The sequence below is a fragment of the Oscillatoria sp. FACHB-1406 genome (assembly GCF_014698145.1).
Lineage (GTDB): Bacteria > Cyanobacteriota > Cyanobacteriia > Cyanobacteriales > Spirulinaceae > FACHB-1406.
On sequence record NZ_JACJSM010000007.1, the window covers coordinates 127,397 to 146,486 of the forward strand.

13 protein-coding genes and 1 tRNA gene are annotated in these 19,090 nt (G+C 49.6%); 9 read left to right on the top strand and 5 right to left on the bottom strand.

Annotation, left to right across the window (positions count from 1 at the left end):
* Positions 1 to 113: 113 nt before the first annotated feature.
* Complete coding sequence (gene msrP / locus H6G50_RS09960) at positions 114 to 1,133, bottom strand: protein-methionine-sulfoxide reductase catalytic subunit MsrP (RefSeq protein WP_190715718.1); 1,020 nt, start codon at positions 1,131 to 1,133, stop codon at positions 114 to 116.
* A gap of 128 nt (positions 1,134 to 1,261) precedes the next feature.
* On the opposite strand from msrP, the gene H6G50_RS09965 reads away from it, so the two are divergent.
* A complete protein-coding gene (locus H6G50_RS09965) occupies positions 1,262 to 2,983 on the top strand; it encodes a hypothetical protein (protein WP_190715719.1) in 1,722 nt (573 codons plus the stop codon).
* A gap of 67 nt (positions 2,984 to 3,050) precedes the next feature.
* Here H6G50_RS09965 and H6G50_RS09970 read toward each other — a convergent pair whose 3' ends face one another.
* Positions 3,051 to 4,406, bottom strand: coding sequence for a TrpB-like pyridoxal phosphate-dependent enzyme (locus H6G50_RS09970; protein ID WP_190715721.1), 1,356 nt, complete (start codon positions 4,404 to 4,406; stop codon positions 3,051 to 3,053).
* Between the two features lie 183 nt (positions 4,407 to 4,589).
* Between H6G50_RS09970 and H6G50_RS09975 the strand changes: the two genes are divergently transcribed.
* The gene (locus tag H6G50_RS09975) at positions 4,590 to 5,153 is read left to right on the top strand and encodes a GNAT family N-acetyltransferase (RefSeq protein WP_242032774.1); all 564 of its coding nucleotides are present in this window, start codon (positions 4,590 to 4,592) and stop codon (positions 5,151 to 5,153) included.
* A 467-nt stretch (positions 5,154 to 5,620) separates the two neighbouring features.
* Here the strand turns inward: H6G50_RS09975 and gltX are convergent, their stop codons facing one another.
* Both gltX and H6G50_RS09985 read right to left on the bottom strand, forming a co-directional pair.
* Positions 5,621 to 7,066: a glutamate--tRNA ligase gene (gene gltX, locus H6G50_RS09980; protein WP_190715724.1), complete on the bottom strand. Its 1,446-nt coding sequence runs from the start codon at positions 7,064 to 7,066 to the stop codon at positions 5,621 to 5,623.
* A gap of 97 nt (positions 7,067 to 7,163) precedes the next feature.
* Positions 7,164 to 7,237 (bottom strand) — tRNA-Asp (locus H6G50_RS09985).
* Between the two features lie 179 nt (positions 7,238 to 7,416).
* Here H6G50_RS09985 and H6G50_RS09990 point away from each other — a divergent pair.
* The 7 genes from H6G50_RS09990 to H6G50_RS10020 all read left to right on the top strand — a co-directional run bounded on the left by H6G50_RS09990 (position 7,417) and on the right by H6G50_RS10020 (position 17,753).
* A complete protein-coding gene (locus H6G50_RS09990) occupies positions 7,417 to 8,604 on the top strand; it encodes a serine/threonine-protein kinase (protein ID WP_190715726.1) in 1,188 nt (395 codons plus the stop codon).
* 52 nt (positions 8,605 to 8,656) lie between these two features.
* A complete protein-coding gene (locus tag H6G50_RS09995; protein WP_190715728.1) occupies positions 8,657 to 9,934 on the top strand; it encodes a CCA tRNA nucleotidyltransferase in 1,278 nt (425 codons plus the stop codon).
* 355 nt (positions 9,935 to 10,289) lie between these two features.
* Complete coding sequence (locus tag H6G50_RS10000; RefSeq protein ID WP_190715730.1) at positions 10,290 to 12,155, top strand: NAD(P)H-quinone oxidoreductase subunit F; 1,866 nt, start codon at positions 10,290 to 10,292, stop codon at positions 12,153 to 12,155.
* Between the two features lie 63 nt (positions 12,156 to 12,218).
* A complete protein-coding gene (locus H6G50_RS10005; RefSeq protein ID WP_190715732.1) occupies positions 12,219 to 12,956 on the top strand; it encodes a carbonic anhydrase in 738 nt (245 codons plus the stop codon).
* Between the two features lie 110 nt (positions 12,957 to 13,066).
* Positions 13,067 to 14,650, top strand: a complete 1,584-nt coding sequence (locus tag H6G50_RS10010; protein WP_190715735.1) for an NADH-quinone oxidoreductase subunit M — start codon at positions 13,067 to 13,069, stop codon at positions 14,648 to 14,650.
* Positions 14,651 to 14,698: 48 nt separating this feature from the next.
* Positions 14,699 to 16,006 (top strand): CO2 hydration protein, encoded by a 1,308-nt coding sequence (locus H6G50_RS10015; RefSeq protein ID WP_190715737.1) that lies wholly within the window; start codon positions 14,699 to 14,701, stop codon positions 16,004 to 16,006.
* A gap of 169 nt (positions 16,007 to 16,175) precedes the next feature.
* Positions 16,176 to 17,753 carry an NAD(P)H-quinone oxidoreductase subunit N gene (locus H6G50_RS10020; protein ID WP_190715738.1) on the top strand — a complete coding sequence of 526 codons (1,578 nt, stop codon included), beginning with the start codon at positions 16,176 to 16,178 and terminating at the stop codon, positions 17,751 to 17,753.
* A 222-nt stretch (positions 17,754 to 17,975) separates the two neighbouring features.
* Here the strand turns inward: H6G50_RS10020 and H6G50_RS10025 are convergent, their stop codons facing one another.
* A complete protein-coding gene (locus tag H6G50_RS10025; protein ID WP_190715739.1) occupies positions 17,976 to 19,010 on the bottom strand; it encodes a hypothetical protein in 1,035 nt (344 codons plus the stop codon).
* Positions 19,011 to 19,090 lie beyond the last annotated feature (80 nt).

The following is a 19,090-nucleotide window of genomic DNA, read 5'->3' on the forward strand; positions in this document are numbered from 1 at the left end:
GCAAACTCCAGAAGTCAGGCGCGATCGCTCCAATCCTCATTTCAAGAACTTTAGGCTCTTTGGGTCTTTGTAGTTCTCAATCCTCATGAAGAACTACAACAGACAGTCCTGCTTTATCCATATAACTTTGCGACATACTCCCCATAACCGTTGTAAGGTAAAGTTTCCTTCCAGTCCCAACTCAAATCCGGTCCGGTACTGATGAATTTTTCTCGTGCTTGCGACCAACGGGGATGCGGTTTTTTGGGATTGACATTGGCAATATAATCGTATTCGTTCGCGACTAAAGTATGCCAATAAGTAGCAGGTTGCTCCGCCACAAATTCCACTTTAACAATGGATTTTGCGCCCTTAAAACCATACTTCCAAGGCAGTACCGCTCGAATCGGCGCGCCGTGTTGTTTGGGCAGTTCGCGCCCATAAATGCCTACCGCAAAAAAGGCAAGTTCGTTTGCCATTTCATCGAGGCGCAAACTTTCGGTATAAGGCCAAGGTAACGCGCCGAGATGGAAGCCGGGGCCGGGAGTAATTGCCGGGTCGTAAAAAGAGGTAAAACGCACGAACTTCGCGGCGCTCGTGGGTTCTACGGCTTCGATTAAAGCGCGCATGGGAAAGCCAATCCAAGGCAATACCATCGACCAAGCTTCGACGCAGCGGAAGCGATAGATGCGTTCTTCGAGGGGGAATTTTTTGAGGTCGTCGAGGTCGTAAGTTTTGGGATTTTTTACCAATCCGCTAACTTCAACTTTCCAATTTTCTGTCGGTAAAGCTTGGGCTGCGGGCCAAATCGATTTACTGCCGCCGTACTCGTAGAAATTATTGTAACTGCTCGCGATCGCTTGGTCGGCAATGGGGCGATCGACTTTAGCAAATGCCGGATTGGTTGGCAATCGCTTTAAACTCGGCAAATTTTTATACGTCGCTTCCAAAGCCGTTAGCTGTTTATCTGACTTATTGCAGCCCGTCAGCGGTATTAAACTCGCACCAATTCCCACCGTTACCAAGCTTTTGAGGAAATGACGGCGATTCCAGTAGGCACTTTCGGAAGTGACTCCAGATTCTTTGAGTTGCCAGGGCGGGAGGATAGTGTACGGCACGATGTGTAGAATTCCAAAATTTTCCGACAGCTTCATTAATTATGGGGGATAAAAGCACTGTCTTGCTGCGCTCTTCCCTCAATTTTGTCGCCCCCTCCCCTCAAAGTCGCTCGATATTGTCTACACTCGGATTGTAGGATCGGTAAGGTTTCAGTGAGAGCGGTATGGATGCAGAAAAGACAGAAGCCCATATTTCCGCCTTGCTGGGTGGGGAGAGTGTCGAGGGCGATCGCGCGCTTGCCGCCAATTCCACGACACCGGCTGATATCCTAGAAGCACTCAGTAAGAGCAGAGATGCCAGTGTGCGCCAGCAGGTTGCAGCAAACCCCAATACTCCCATAGCAGTTTTGTGGAAGTTAGGCGCAGAATTCCCGGAGTATTTCTTAAAAAATCCGATTGTACCGCTCCTCTGCTTGGAATTTGGCGATGTAATCGCTGCCATTCCCGAAGACACTTTATTTGAGCTTTGTAGCTGCGAGATTCCCGATTGCTTGTACCAGCCGTTACTCAATCCCAAACATCAACACTTGATTGGAGAGATTGCTAGGTGTTCTGGCATTCATAAAAGCCTTTTGGAGCGATTGCTGCAAGATTTCAGCGATTATCTCGATCTGCGGATTAACCTAGCGCGCAATCCTAGCACGCCCGCATTCATTCTCGCTCGACTCGCCGCCGATCGCGCCCCCGTCGTGCGCGATGCCGTTGCTTCCAATAGCAGCAATCCAATTGAGATTCTACAAAAATTGGCAGAAAATGGCGATAGTTTAACCCGCGATGCGATCGCGAGTAACGAGAGTACGCCGATCGCGCTCCTTCACCAATTAGCTAACGATAGCACTTCCCTAGTTCGTCGCGCCGTTGCCCGCCATTACCAAGCCCCCCGTGAAGTTCTCCATCACCTCGCCGCCGATAGCTGCTATTCAGTACGTTTGACCGTCGCTAAAAATTTGCACGCACACCCAAAAACGCTGCGACAATTAGGCGAGGAGACGGGGATCGAAATGCGCCGCGCCGTAGCCAAACATCCTCATACTCCCGCCGATACGATTCGAGCCTTGGGTCGGGAACGCGATGCTGAAGTCCGTTTTTCGCTGGCAAGACACCGATATACGACTGCGGCGATGCTCCAGCAGCTAGCTTGGGAGAGCAATGCAGCGCTGCTGCAAGATTTTGCCCGCATTACGGCACGAGAACCGCGAAAAAATAATTATTCTGTCCCTGTAACAGAAAATCGAGACATTACTGCCCTTGTCATCCATTGCAATAATTCAGAGAGCGATCGCAATATTCGGGGTGCTGTGGCGCAAAATCGCAACACTAGCCCTTTGACTTTGGAACAGTTGGCGGGGGATAATGACGATCGCGTCAGATGGGCAGTTGCGAGCCGTGAAGCTGAAGTTGTTAGTAGCCCTCAAACATTCCTCGAGATTTTAAAACAATTGTCGCGCGATCGCGATCTTAGCGTGCGCGAAGCCGTCGCCAAACATCCATACGCGCCCGTCGAAGCCTTAGAATGCCTTGCTCGTGACGAATCTTCTAATATTCGCGCTCATGTCGCTCAACATAAGAATACGCCCGTCGAAGTCCTGCGGCAACTGGCGCGCGATCGCAGTTCCCTGGAATTCTACCAATCCTTTTGGTCTCCAGGACTTTCGCCCGCTGTCGAACTCGGTATAGCAAGCGATGAATACGTTCGCGGCGCTGTCGCCAAAAACCCTAACACCCCCACCGACGCGATCGCAGAACTCGCCGCCGACAGTATGGACTGTATCCGCTATGCCATACTGTATAACCAAAGCATAACTGAGGACATTTTGCAATACCTTACGCGGGATTCTCATTCTGCAATTGCGGCAGCCGCAGTCAAACGAATTCGTAATTCGTAATTCGTAATTCGTAATTCGTAATTCGTAATTCGTAATTCGTAATTTAGCACTTACCATTCATTATTCATTAAACCGACGGTAGCCCCGCCAGTGCCATCGCCACTTCCTCGCTGCTGCACTCCGTATCCTTCAACATCCCCGCTTGATAGTCGATATACGCCTGCATATCGAAATGTCCGTGACCGCACAAATTAAATAAAATCACCTTCCCTTCGCCCGACTCCTTACACTTCAGCGCCTCATCAATCGCCCCTTTTACTGCATGGTTGGCTTCCGGTGCGGGCAAAATCCCTTCTGCTTTGGCAAACGTCACCCCCGCCGCAAAACAGCCCAATTGATACTCAGCGCGCGGTTCTGCCAGCCCCAACTCGACCACGTGACTCACCAAGGGCCCCATCCCGTGATAGCGCAAACCGCCCGCATGAACCCCTTCCGGGACGAAGGTACTGCCGAGGGTGTGCATCTTCACTAAAGGTGTAAGGTGGGCTGTATCGCCAAAGTCGTAAGCGTACCGACCCCGAGTTAGCGTCGGACAAGCGGCCGGTTCTACTGCAATAATCTCAACATCGCGATCGCCGCGCAACTTCGCCCCCAAAAAAGGAAAGGCAATGCCCGCAAAGTTACTGCCGCCGCCCGTACAGCCGACAATAATATCGGGATAATCGCCCGCCATTTCCAATTGCGCCAGCGCTTCCTGTCCGATAACCGTTTGATGCAACAAAACGTGATTGAGAACGCTACCGAGGGCATATTTCGTTTCCTCGTCTTGCGCCGCAACTTCCACCGCTTCGCTAATCGCAATACCCAAGCTGCCCGTACTATCGGGATATTCTGCTAAAATTGCGCGTCCGGCGTGAGTTTCTTCGCTGGGACTGGCGACAACGCGCGCGCCGTAAGTTTCCATCAAAGCGCGGCGATAGGGCTTTTGGTTGTAGCTAACTTTCACCATATACACCAGCACTTCCAGCCCGAAAAGCGCCCCCGCAAAGGCAAGGGAAGAACCCCACTGTCCCGCGCCCGTTTCCGTCGTCAAGCGCTTCACGCCCGCTTGTTTGTTGTAGTAAGCTTGGGCGACGGCAGTATTCGGTTTATGGCTGCCTGCGGGACTCACGCCTTCGTATTTGTAGTAAATTTTGGCGGGCGTATCGAGGGCTTTTTCGAGGCGACGAGCGCGGTAAAGTGGAGTAGGTCGCCATTGACGATAAATATCGCGCACTTCCTCGGGAATTTCAATCCAACGTTCGAGGCTGACTTCTTGTTCGATGAGCGCTGGGGGAAAAAGGGGAGTCAAGTCAGGCGGCGAAATGGGTTTGCCGGTACCGGGATGCAGAACGGGCGGTAAGGGGGCGGGTAAGTCGGCTTGGATGTTGTACCAAGCCGTCGGTATTTGTTGTTCTGAAAGCAGGTATTTAACGGTATCCATAAGCTATAAGGTTAGTTCAAACGCAAATTTTTAAGATAGCTTGACTCAGATTTGATAGTGATTCCTTAATAAACTTAAAATAATCGAGTTCCTAGCCTCACTTTATTGCTAAAAGCGAGAACTAAACCCGGTTCTCGAACTGAGGCTTTGGTATTAGCCCCTCGCGGCGATAGATTGGAGGTTATGAAGAGAAAGCCAATGGAACTCATCGAACTCGAAACAGAGCGCTTGTATCTGCGACAATGGCAAGATAGCGATCGCGCGCCTTTTGCTCAACTCAATGCAGACTACCGAGTGATGGAGTGTTTTCCCGCTACTCTCGACCCTGCCGCCAGCGATGCGCTAGTTGAACGATTGCAAGCTTTCATCCTACAACACGGCTGGGGATTTTGGGCGGCAGAATTGAAAGAAACCGGAGCTTTTATTGGTTTTATCGGGCTGAATATTCCCGGTTACGATTTGCCCTTTTCGCCCTGCGTTGAAATTGGCTGGCGATTGGCTTTTTCTTATTGGGGGAAAGGATTAGCAACGGAAGGGGCAAAAGCAGCGCTTCGTTGCGGATTTGAAAGCTTAAATCTCTTGGAAATTGTCTCTTTTACCGCAGAGCAAAATACTCGTTCTCGCAATGTAATGAAACGATTGGGGATGACGGAAGCTGGAACGTTTTATCATCCCCTCGTACCGGCAGAAAGTCCGCTACGCCTTCATTATTGGTATCGTCTCGATCGCGAAATGTACGGCACGTGAAAGAAAACCACTCTATACTGCAATACGATGTTGATGATCTACATGAGGATGTAAAAAACTTACAAGCGCTTGGTTTGTTGTGATTATTGTCAGCGATACTTCATCGATTGCAAACTTAGTTGTTGTCGATCCCAATTCTCATTGATTTTGCACGAATCCCCAAGAGGGCATAACAGTGTTATGCCCCTACAACGAAAAATTTATTGTATTGCGACTAAGAAGTCCTAGAAAATAAGAAAATAAGCGCTACTTGGAACGTGAATGTACGTTTCTAAACGCTGAAAGTCTTGGCTGGTGGGCGCTGCCCACCCTACTAGGTTTAATTGCAATCGCGATCGGCGATACTGTAGAGACGTTGTATATAACGTCTCTACGGAGGCAAATCTAAATTGTAATCGCGGGTTTTTAATCCTTGCCAAGCGTTGAGGGGACAAAAGTTTTATTCGGCTTGCCCCTACTCTTTTCTATCAACTATTCACGGCTTGCTGCAATCGCACTTTATCGACTCCGCGCTGATGCAACAATACCCAAGATTGCATCAAATCCGGGCCTTGTAATTCTCCGGTTAAACCGGCGCGTAAGGATTTCATCACTAAGCCTTTTTTGACATTTTTCTCGCTGGTCACGCGATCGACAATTGCCTTAGCTTCTTCTACTGTTAAGTTAGGATAATTATTCAATTCTTCCAGGACGGCTTGCAAAATTTCTTTAGCGCCTTCCTGCTGCATTTGAGCGCTTCCCTTGTCGTCAAAAGTTAAGTTTTCGCCGAACAAAAGGCGACTTTCTTTAACCGCATCGCTGAGGCGTTTGAGGCTGGGCGAAATCATTTCGGTTAATTGCAGCAGCCACGCTTTATCGGCTTCTGCGTCGAATGCGTAGCCCGCGCTTTGCCAGTGGGGAATGAGGACGTTAACCAGTTCTTCGTTGGGGATTTGATGCAGGTATTGGCTATTAATCCAATCGAGTTTATCCCAGTCAAATTTTGCCCCAGCTTTGTTAACGCGATCGAGATCGAATTCTTTGGCAGCTTCAGGAAGGGTGAAAATTTCTTGGGTGGAGTCGGGGGGAGTCCAGCCGAGAAGCGTCATATAATTGGCGATCGCATCGGCTAAAAAGCCCATTTCTTTAAAGTCCCAAATCGAGGTTACGCCATCTCGTTTGGACAGTTTTTGCCCTTTTTGGTTCAAAATTAGGGGGGTATGGGCGAATTCGGGGACGGTTGCGCCTAATGCTTCATACAGCAAGATTTGTTTGGCAGTATTAGCGATATGATCTTCGCCGCGTATGACGTGGGTAATGTTCATATCGATGTCATCGACGACGACAGCGAGGTTATAGAGGGGCTGTCCGAAGGGTTCGTCGCCTTGGGCGGCGCGGGCGACTACCATATCGCCGCCGAGATCTCGACCTTTCCACGTTACCGTGTCGCGCACGCGATCGCGCCAGACAATTTCGCGATCGTCGTCTATCTTCAACCGAATCACGGGTTTGCGCCCTTCCGCCTCAAATTGCGCTTGTTGTTCGGGGGTTAAGTTGCGGTGGCGGTTATCGTAGCGCGGCGCTTCTTTTCTCGCTTTTTGCGCTTCCCGCATTTTTTCCAATTCTTCGGGCGTACAATAGCAGCGATAGGCTAAATCCTTATCGAGTAGCGTTTGCACGGCTTGGCGGTACAAATCCAGCCGTTCGGATTGAAAAAACGGCCCTTCGTCCCAGTTCAATCCCAACCAGGTTAAGCCATCGAGAATATTTTGGGTATATTCGGGGCGCGATCGCGCGGTATCCGTATCTTCAATGCGTAAAATAAACTGACCGCCGTGGTGACGGGCAAACAACCAATTAAATACAGCCGTTCTAGCCGTGCCGATATGCAGGTTTCCGGTGGGACTGGGTGCAATGCGAACTCTAACCGTCATTTTTCAGTTATCAGTGATTAGTTATCCGTTAGCCGTTGTCAAAACTTCCGCCTTCCATCGCGAGAACGGAAGCAGAAGCCTTATATCGTTGAGTTTACGGGACTGACGGGGCTCGAACCCGCAACTTCCGCCGTGACAGGGCGGTGCTCTAACCAATTGAACTACAGTCCCAATTTTCAAGCGATTTAAATCGTACCGCGATTTTCAGGCTTTGTCAATAGCTAGAGGTAAAAAATCTTTCCGGGGGGAACGGAAGGCTCAATTGTCTCAATCTTTATCAATAAGATTGCGTCCGAAATCGGAATTGATAGGATTGTAGAAGGCTCTAACAGAGGTGGCGAGGTACTGTAATGCTGCATATCGGAGAAATTCTACGCGATCGCTATCAACTCGAAGAACAACTCAGCGAAAACGAGATTCACTCGATCTGGCGGGCGAAAGATTTAGCTGTCGAGGATCCCGCCCGCGAGTCCGTCCTCGTTAAGCTGCTTGCCCTAGGTGGTAACGTTCAATGGGATCGCCTCAAACTCTTCGAGCGCGAAGCCCAAATTTTGCAAGGCATCGATCATCCCCAAATCCCCAAATATCGAGATTACTTTTCCATTGACGATCGCGCCTTGTGGTTCGGCCTCGTCGAAGATTATATCCCCGGTCTGTCCCTGAAAGAATGGCTGTCGCGCAGTAAAACCTTTACCCAGCCCGAAGTTCGTCAACTCGCGATCGCACTCCTCAAAATTCTCATCTATCTCCACGAACTCAGTCCGCCCGTCCTCCATCGCGACATCAAACCCAGCAACATCATCATCGGCGAAGACAAACGCCCCTACCTCGTCGATTTCGGTGCAGTACAAAATCAATCTAGCGTTGAAGGTGCAACCTTTACCGTCGTCGGCAGTTACGGTTACACGCCAATGGAACAGTTTGGCGGACGCGCCGTTCCCGCCTCCGATTTATATGCCCTCGGCGCAACGCTCATTCACCTGCTGACGGGAACCTCTCCCGCCGATCTCCCCGTTGAAAACTTCCGCCTGCAATTTTCCCATCGCGCCAGTCTCAGTCCCGATTTTGCTCGCTGGTTGGAAAAACTCATCGAACCCGATCTCAAGCAGCGTTTTTCCAGCGCGCGCGAAGCCTTAGATACCCTGAAAGCGGGTTTGAAACCGAGTGTAGAAGAAGACTCGCGCCTGACTGGAGTTGCATTTAAAAACAATTCCGGTTGCGGTATCAAAGCCGATATCGAAGTTCCAGAAGCGATTAAAGGCTGGAACTGGGGCGCATTTTTCTTACCCTACTTTTGGCCGCTTAGCAATCGCGTCTGGATTGGACTACTCGCCTGCATTCCTAACATTGGTTGGATAATGGCATTTTTCTTAGGTTCCAAGGGAAATGAATGGGCTTGGAAAAGTCGGCGCTGGCGCAGTATCGAACAGTTTAAAGCGCATCAACGCGGCTGGGCGATCGCGGGGATGTTTATTGGCATTCCAATGGCTTGGATGTATATGTACTTCATCGTCACACTCCTCCATTGGAGGAAATAGTGAAGAATTAAGTGTTAATCGTTAGTAAAGCATTCACAATTCCTGTTCCCTGATGTCTGTTCCCTCTACCTTATCCGCTCTCTCCCCCACGACTTGGCCGTTCAGCCTCGATTTGCTACCGCAACCCGTCCATCTCGTTGGGGGTGCGGTGCGGGATGCCTTGCTAGAACGCCGTGCCGACTATTTGGATCTCGATTTTATTATTCCGACTGATGCGGTAGCAACGGCGAGTTCGATTGCCAAGCGCTACCAAGCGGGGTTTGTGATTCTCGATGCCGAACGGCAAATCGCGCGGGTGGTGTTTGAGGGGGCAACCGCAGACTTTGCCCAACAGGAGGGGAATAGCTTAGAAGCAGACTTGCGACGGCGCGACTATACCATCAATGCGATCGCTTACGACCCCCGCGATCGCGCCTGGATCGATCCGCTCAACGGCATGAAAGATGTGCGCAAGCGCTTGATTCGTATGGTGTCGAAGGCAAACTTGCAAGACGATCCCTTGCGCTTGCTGCGCGCCTACCGCCAAGCCGCGCAACTCGACTTTTCTATTCACTCTCGGACGCGCGCCGCCCTGCGCCAACTCGCACCCCAACTCCAAACCGTCGCCGCCGAACGAGTGCGGGTTGAGTTGGGGTATTTGTTAGGCTGTGCGGAGGGGGGAAAATGGTTAAAAGAAGCTTGGGAAGACGGGTTGTTCGATTTTTGGTTGGAAGGGACGCAGCAAGAAAACTTCGAGCAAATTAAACAAGTCGAACAATGTGCTTGGCTGCTGGGAAGAATTTGGCAAGAATTAGACCGATTGTTGGATGAAAAGTTGACTTTGCAGGCGCTGTCTTGGGAGTCTCTGGCGAAGTTGGCTTGTTTAGTTTCTTCCGATCCTGCGATCGCTCAAGCGCAGTTGGAAAAGTTAAAGTATTCTCGATCGGAAATTCGCGCGGTTACGGTTGCGATTAAACACCTACCGCGCTTGTTGAGATCGCGAGACGTTCCTCTGAACTTACGAGAGCAATATCACCTGTTTCAAGAAGTCGATCGCGCTTTTCCGATGCTGGGATTGTTAACCGTTGCTGTCGCCGCCCAAAAAGGCATTCTTCAAGAAACCACCGCCGTCGGAACGATCGCGCCTTTAATTAACCGCTATCTCGATCCTCACGATCTTGTCGCCCACCCTCAACCTTTAATATCGGGAACGGAATTGATGGCAGCTTTGCAACTTTCTCCTTCTCCGGCGATCGGAAAATTGCTGCTAGAAATTCAAATTGCCGCGATCGAAGGGCGCATTTCTACCCCCAAAGAAGCGTTAGACTTTGCAGCGACCTTACTCAATTGATAATTTTTTAATGCTATTTGTTGAGTCATTTTGAGCCGATTATCGCCGCCTCGGTTCGCAATCATCAATTGATATCCGATATCCCCTTACTTGCATAGCCTCCAATAAATCTGAGTCATAGATAAAAGTGAATTACCATAAGTGAGGCTTGACTAAATGATAAGTTGAACTTGCATAGAGAATAATAAATCCATCTAGCTTTAATCTTTTCTTTATGCCCAAACTGCGGTTTACTTGAAATACAGAGAAAATCGCAAAAAAATTCGACTTTATATAAGCCTGCTAACTGTTGAGGGACAGCGATCGCTGCGCCCGAATCCGTGCTGCTTTTTTGAATGCAACAGGAGTGTTGTGGATGACTCACGTTTTTAGCCAGAGTGTCTGGCTAGTCCCTTGCTATTCCCTTTTGGGTATTATTCTTTCCCTATTCTGGTCGCCGGGAGTCATTAAGCGAACCGGACCGAGACCGGCGGGCTATGTGAATGCCGTGTTAACATTTATCGGCTTGATTCACAGTACCTTCGCCCTGCGAGAAGTTTGGAATCAGCCCCCTCGGTACGAAACCTTCCATTGGTTTCAAGCCGCAGATTTAAGCCTTAACTTAGATATTGAAATCTCCTCCGTTACGGTTGGGGCGTTGGTTCTGATTATGGGCTTGAATATCGCGGCGATAATTTATGCGATCGGCTACATGGAAATGGATTGGGGCTGGGGTAGATTTTTCGCCCTTCTCGCCTTCTTTGAAGCCGGGATGTGTTCGCTGGTGCTGTGCAACTCCCTGTTTTTCAGCTATGTCGTGCTGGAAATCTTAACCCTCGGCACTTATATGCTTATCGGGCTGTGGTTTAACCAGTCGTTGGTGGTAACGGGGGCGCGAGATGCCTTTTTAACCAAACGGGTGGGAGACTTGATTCTGCTGATGGGAGTTGTTGCCCTTCTCCCGGTAGCAGGAACTTGGAACTACGAGAAGTTAGGCGAGTGGGCGAAAACGGCAACTGTAGATCCGACCGTATTGACCTTAATCACCTTAGCTTTAATCGCCGGACCGCTGGGGAAATGCGCCCAATTCCCGCTGCACCTGTGGCTGGATGAAGCAATGGAGGGACCCCTCCCGGCAACGATTTTGCGGAATACGGTAGTCGTGTCTACGGGGGCGTGGGTGCTAATTAAGCTGCAACCCGTGTTTGCAATTTCGCCCGTGGCTTTGAACGCAATGATTTGGATTGGTTCGGTGACGGCAGTCGGAGCGGCGCTAGTGGCGATCGCACAAATCGATATCAAGCGATCGCTATCCTACTCCGTTAGTGCCTATATGGGCCTCATCTTTATTGCCGTAGGAACCGAGCAAGATAATATCGCCCTGGTATTACTCTTAACTTACAGCGTTGCAATGGCGATTTTGGTGATGAGTATCGGCGGTATCGTCTGGAACAATATCACCCAAGATTTAACGAAATACGGCGGTTTGTGGTCGCGCCGCCCGATTTCCGGACTGTGTTACCTCGTTGGTGCAGCTTCCATCGTTTCCTTACCCCCCTTCGGCTGTTTCTGGGCGTTTTCCCAACTCGCGAATAACCTTTGGAATCAGGGACACCCCGTGCTAGTGGGAGTGATGGTATTGGTTAATGCGCTAACAGCCTTCAGTACTGGGCGCGAATTTTGTACCGTTTTTGGCGGAAAACCCACCGCGATGACACTCCGTTCGCCAGAAGGATTGTGGCCTTTGGTGCTACCGATGACCGTGATGGCGGGATTTGCTCTGCATCTGCCCTTGATTTTGCAGCAATTCAACCTGTTGCCGAGCCTCGAGACGATTTTAACCCCAGTCACGGCAGTTTTGGTGGCAGCCGCGATCGCGGGAGCCGGTTTGGCTGCTTTCATCTACCTCAACGACAGTATCCCCAAACCCATTGAACTGCCGTTTAAAGCCGTTCAAGACTTCTTTGCCTACGACCTTTACACGGCAGAATTCTACCGCCTCACCGTTGTCTCAGCAGTTGGACTCATCTCCACGCTCATTTACTGGGTGGATCGCTTCATCGTCGATGGTATCGTTAACCTGGTCGGTTTAGCGACTAACTTTAGCGGTCAAACCCTCAAATATAACGTCTCCGGGCAAACCCAGTTCTATGTCCTTTCGATTTTGCTGGGCGTTGCCGTATTGGGCGTTGTTGTCTGCTATCCGCTTTTGTCCGGGATTAGTTTGGTCTTCGCTCATTAGTTAGACCTACACTCGTGCATTGGCACATTGCAACTCTTTACTCCTATCAATAGGAAATTCCCTATGAAAAACATCATTAGCAATCGCGTCTCTCGCCGAAATATCCTCAAAGTCGGGGCAGGATTTTTAGGCACTAGCTCGTTAGCCGCCGCGATCGGCATCAATCTCAAACCTCAACCCGCAGCCGCCCAAAATAAACCCCTATTACTCGCCAAAACTGACATCACTCCCGACCAAGCATTGCAGGAATTAATGGATGGCAATCGACGTTTTGTTGAAAATCAACGTCGAAATCCCAACCAAACTCCAGCCCGCATAACCGAAGTTGCAATGAGCCAATCGCCCTTCGCCGCAATTTTGGGGTGTGCCGACTCTCGCTTCCCATCTGAAATGGTTTTCGACCAAGGCATTGGCGATTTATTTGTCTGTCGCGTTGCCGGAAATTTAGCAACTGATGAGGAAATTGGTAGCTTGGAATTCGGCACGCAAGTGTTAGGCGCAAAGGTGATTATGGTCGTTGGCCATAAGCGCTGCGGTGCAGTCAAAGCAGCTATTGAAGGCGGGCGCTATCCGGGACGGATTAGTACCTTAACCGATAGCATTCAATTGGCGGTCGAACGTTCGATGCGGATGGAAGGTGGCGACGACAAATTAGAAAAAGCCGCGAAAGCGAACGTTGTTTATCAAGTCGAAAAGTTGCTGAAATCGCCGATTATTGGCGAACTGGTTGACAGCGGACAATTGAAAATTGTTGGCGGTTACTACGATTTAGACTCTGGAGAAGTCAGTTTGGTTTCTTAACAGATTTGAGAACAAGGGCGGGTTTGATGGGATGCCATAGCAAAAATTCACAGCACTCGCCCTCACCTCTTAAAAAAAAGAAAAAATTACTTGACAATTGAGCTATTGATATGCTGAGTACGCTCCTCTGGTTGCCCTTAATCGGCGCTTTAACGATCGCCTTATTACCCGAAAAATTTGATACCCAACAACTCAGGCGAGTTACTGCCTCATTTGTTGCCATTATTTTGGTTATTACCGTTTATCTTTTGCTGCAATTTAACCTGCAAGATTCGGGAATGCAGTTTAGCGAATATCATCGCTGGATCGAACCGATTGGCTTAAATTATAGCGTTGGGGTCGATGGTTTATCCCTGCCCTTAATCGGTCTGAATGTATTACTAACGGGTTTAGCGATTTACACCAAAGACGAACAAGAAGTCAAGCGACCTAAGATGTATTATGCCCTTGTCTTGCTGGTCAATGCGGGCGTAACTGGGGCATTAATCGCCCAAAACTTACTGCTGTTCGTCATCTTTTATGAAGTCGAACTGATCCCGTTCTATCTCCTGATTAGTATCTGGGGTGGCGAAAAACGCGGTTATGCAGCGATGAAGTTTTTGCTCTACACGGCAGTTTCAGGACTGTTGATTTTAGCCGCTTTCTTGGGAATCGGATTTTTAAATCCCGCTCAAAGTTTTGAATACTCAGCAATTTCAACCCTAGATTTAAGTTGGACGGCGCAATTAGTTTTATTAGGCTTGCTTCTCGTCGGTTTCGGCATCAAAATTCCGCTGGTTCCCCTGCATACTTGGATGCCCGATGCTTACGTGGAATCTTCGCCCGGAACGGCAATTTTGTTAGGCGGTATTTTGGCAAAGTTGGGAACCTATGGTTTAGTGCGCTACGGTTTGGGCTTATTTCCCGAAACTTGGGAAGTCGTCGCTCCGATTTTAGCGACGATTGGGACGGTGAGCGTATTGTACGGAGCCTTGGCTGCGATCGCGCAACGAGATCTAAAACGCATGGTTGCCTACAGTTCCATCGGACACATGGGGTATATCCTCGTAGCGACTGCCGCCGGGACTAAATTAAGCATTCTCGGTGCTGTCTCGCAAATGATCAGCCACGGCTTAATTTTGGCGTTATTATTCTACTTAGTTGGGATCGTCGAACGCAAAGCGGGAACGCGCGATTTGGATATTCTTAACGGGTTGATGAATCCCATACGCGGTTTACCCCTCACCAGCGCCTTATTAATCGCGGCGGGTATGGCAAGCGCTGGAATTCCCGGATTAGTCGGTTTCCCCGCAGAATTCATGGTTTTCCAAGGAAGTTTTGCGAGCTTCCCCATTCCCACCTTGATTTGTATCATTTCTTCCGGTTTAACGGCTGTTTACTTTGTTATTCTCCTCAACCGCACTTGTTTCGGCAAGCTCGATAACCTACGTGCTTATTACCCGAGAACAATTGCAGTCGAACGCATCCCCGCTTTGGTTTTAACGGCTATCGTGCTGTTTTTGGGCGTACAGCCCGCTTGGTTAGTCCGTTGGATTCAACCCTACAGTAACGCGATCGCGGCAGATCTGAATGCCTTTTCTCAACCGGCTCTCGTGCAATCCGCCGTCAAGAAAATTCCTCCAAAAGGCGAGCAGCCCATTCTGAAAGTGCCGCAAAACGGGCTATTGAAATTGCCGAAACCGAATCTTAAATAGGAGCGGACTCAATCCGAACTGTTATACCCATCGCAATCTGGAGAAATCATGGTACAAGCGATCGATAAACCCAACGCACCCGAAGCAAAAATCCCCTTATCGAACCACCCTCACGCCGATATTATTCATCGCCTCGAAGCAGGCGGTTCGATGCTGCCGGATACGCCGGAAAATTTAATGCAAATTATCGGCATTTATAAAGCTTATGCCGTGCCAATGGACTTTTATTGGCGGGATTTACTTTACATCGCCGAACGGGAGTTTTTAAACCCCTTGCAGTTCTTTAAATACTTCCTGCCGCAGGAATATTTAGATTTACACAATCACTATGCGGGCGAGGATGCCGACTATCGGGTTTGGCGCGGCGAAGCAACCGCCCATCCAGAACTTTTGGAGTTCATGGAAAAGGGAGAATTAAAGAAAAAATTGCCGCGCATCTTCCATCATTTATGGCACGATCGCGTCAATATGGAATTTGCTGAAGCCTGTATGCGAGCGATGCTCTGGCATCAGGGGATGGGCGGGCAGTTTTACGATTACATCGAAAGCGAGGAATACGTCGCAAATTGCGATCGCGCCATTAAAGCCTATTTTAAAGGCAACCCGTTAATGTTGGGATTGTACAAACTGTTTCCTAATATGTTCTACGAGCAAGTGCGGCAGTTGTCGTACTACGCCAACTTAGGACTATTTTGGGAAGTGATGGCTCCGGTTTTCTTTGAAATGAGCGATATTTATGACGAAGGGGGATTTAAATCCGTCCCCGATGCCATGAACTTCCTTGTTAATGGTATCTTTATCGCCGCCGGTCGTCCGATTTACCATAATGTTTATATTCGGGGAGAATGTTACGAAATTATCCCCAAATCGAAAGGTTTTATGTGGCTGTATGAAGCGGCTTTACCTTACGTCGAAGCCGTCTTCTATCGCACGGCTCCCTTCCGAGGCACAAAATCTTATAACGCCCAAGCCAAACAAGTTCCCGAAGAACAAAAAGATTTCCATTACGGCATTCTTTACGCCGATGTTTTCCCGGTGGGAACGGCTGGAATTCCGCCGACATTATTAATGCAAGATATGCTGCATTTCTTGCCGCCCTATTTAGTGGATTACTACAAACAACACTGTCGCGGCGAAGACGATGTGTTGATTCAGTTGGGGATTACCTTCCAGCGATCGATGTATAACGTAACCTCTGCCGTTATTCAAGCCTTGCGGGTTGCCTTATTGTATCCGTTAGACGACCCCAACCCGAAACATTTAATGGCAAATCGTAAGTTTTTTGAAGCGCAAATGGATCGATTTTTGCGCCCGGAAGCGCGGTTAAGAGATATTCAGAATCAAGACTATCGGTAACGGTGTGGGGCAAGGGTAGAGGAATCCGCTACGATGCCCCTACATCGGGCGATAAGAAAGTCTGTTAGCTGCGAAGGGGAACTGGCGCGGTAAGATTGGGTGTAACTGTTTTTTCGCGCTCGGGGTTCGACCTGTAACCGAATCTGACTTTAGTATTTTATTGAACGTTATGGATTTTTCGAGCAATATTGCCGCTCAGCTTAATGCTGGGACGATTCTACCGGAGGGGATAGTTATCCTAACCCTGATGGTAGTTCTCATCGGGGATTTAATTTTGGGACGCAATTCTTGGCGCTGGCTTCCCTACGCCGCGATCGCCGGACTGCTCCTCGCCCTCGTTGCCCTATACTTGCAGTGGGATGCCCCGAATACGATTGGTTTTCTGGGCAGTTTCAACGCCGATAAACTCAGTATTGCCTTTCGCGGAATCGTCGCTCTCTCCACTGCTGTCACGATTTTGATGTCGCTGCGCTACGTGGAACAGTCAGGAACCTCCTTAGCCGAATTCATCGGCATTCTCTTAACCGCAACATTAGGCGGGATGTTCCTTTCCGGCGCAAACGAATTAGTAACGATCTTTGTTTCCCTAGAAACGCTCAGTATTTCCTCGTACTTAATGACGGGATATACCAAACGCGATCCGCGTTCTAACGAAGCAGCCCTGAAGTATTTACTGATTGGTGCATCGAGTTCTGCCATTTTCCTTTACGGTATTTCCTTACTGTACGGTTTGTCGGGAGGAGAAACGCGCTTAGAAGCCATTGCAACAGCCCTTCAAACTTCCAGCAACGCAGAATCCCTCGGGATTGCCGTTGCGCTAGTTTTCGCGATCGCCGGAATTGCCTTTAAAATCTCCGCAGTCCCCTTCCACCAATGGACTCCCGACGTTTACGAAGGTTCGCCCACTCCCGTTGTCGCCTTCCTTTCCGTCGGTTCTAAAGCCGCTGGATTTGCCCTCGCCATTCGCCTCCTCGTCACTGCTTTCGGAGTCGTTACCGAAGAATGGCGCTTCATCTTTACCGCCCTCGCGATTCTCAGCATGGTTCTCGGTAACGTCGTCGCCCTCGCCCAAAGCGGTATGAAGCGGATGCTTGCCTATTCCTCCATCGGACAAGCGGGTTTTGTCACCATTGGTTTAATTGCCGGTACAGATGCGGGCTACTCCAGCACGATTTTTTACCTACTCGTTTACCTGTTCATGAACTTAGGCGCATTCGCCTGCGTGATCCTCTTCTCCTTGAACACCGGAACCGACCAAATTAGCGAGTATTCGGGCTTATACCAAAAAGATCCCCTGCTGACCCTCGCTTTGAGCGTTTGTCTACTCTCCTTGGGCGGAATTCCCCCCCTCGCGGGATTTTTTGGCAAAATTTATCTGTTCTGGGCAGGCTGGCAGGCTGGACTTTACGGCTTAGTTCTCCTCGGTTTAGTCACGAGCGTTGTCTCGATTTACTACTACATTCGCGTTGTTAAGATGATGGTGGTAAAAGAACCGCAGGAAATGTCGGAAGCTGTAAAAAACTACCCGAATTTACCTTGGAGTTTGTCCGGAATGCGCCCCTTACAAGTGGGCATCGTCTTGTCATTAATTGCGACTTCTTTAGCTGGGATTTTATCGAATCCGCTGTTTGCGTTGGCGAACGATTCTGTTGTTAAATCGCCGCTCTTACAATCAGCCATTCAACAGCATCAACGGGCGGAGCGCGTGCTTCCCGTAGCGACGACGAGCCAAATTGTGGTCGATTAGACAGGTCTTTTAGGTGGGTTGCCTGTTCCCGATTAGCGCTCGACTTAACTGAGGGAACTTAGCCCAGCCAAGCACTCACGTAGGGACGTTCAATTGAACGTCCCTACTGTTTAATTGAATGTTCCGATCCCGATTCTCCTCAGAGGGCATAACAATGTTATGCCTCTACCAGGAAGGATTTAAGATTTGCCCTTTTCGATAGTCTCTGACTGTTGAAAAGGGTTATTGCTCGCTGATAATTCTTAGGCGCACTAAGCGATCGCCCTCTTCATCCAAATGCAACTCAATGGTTTCGCTGGTGAGCGGATCCAGACAGGTTAACATCGATCGCAAGTTAGGCGTACTCGCGCCCGTATCCACATACAAGCGATCGGCTAAACTGCCCAAGCGCTTCCAAGTGGTAAACAATTTGCCCACCGTTTGTTCTAACGCCGTTGCCTGTTTGACTAACTCCGCCGCCGTACTCAAACAATCGAGGCGCAACGCTTCTTCTAACGCCATTCCTAAGTCCGTAGCGCCGCGTTTGAGGGTTTGCACTTGGGCGGCAGCATCGAGATATTTTGAGAGGCTGCGCGCTTCGGAAGTGAGCAGTTTGACGGTATCGATATCGGGATTTTCGGCGACTTCTTGTTGAATGTGTTTTAAGTGCAAATCCGGCAGTTTTTCTAACTCCCGGACTAGGGGCGCTAAATGGCGAGGGGGAAGTCCGCCTTCGGAAGCTTTTTCCTTTACTTCATCGGGCAAAAGTTCGGAGTTCATCGCCGTCCACTCGTCGGAGAGTTGCTTGACTTCGCGGCGAGTGATGCGATCGCCTTGTTGCGCTGCTTCGCTAACTAAACGCTGCACTTCCGGTACCGATTTTGCCGTTTCCACGAAGGCGCGCTTGCTGAAATTATTAATCGTATCGGGATCGAGTTGTCCTTCGGCGAGGAGAGTATCGGCGCTGTTAGCGAGTTGAATGAGGGCGTAGGCTTGACTTTTGGTGATTTCGCGATTTTTGAGCCAATTGAGAAAGCCCGCCCCGCGTCCGTCGCCGCCTTTCTTTTCGCGATCGCGCACCGCCCGCAAAATCCGCCCGCGCCAAATATCGGTTTGCAAATCGAAGCGCTCGCAAACCTTCCAAACGACATCCAATCGTTCCTCAAACTCCGCCTCTTGTATCTCCTCATCTTCGGGATCGGGCAGTTCAAAGTTAAAATCGACCGGCGTTTGCAGGGCGGCAGCCAGTTCGTCAGTCGGGATGGAAGTTGAAACCATAACGGCGCGATCGCTGAGTTCGGGTAGACAGATAGGTGCTTATTATCGCACGAGTTATCGCGAACGGGGAGTTGGGGATG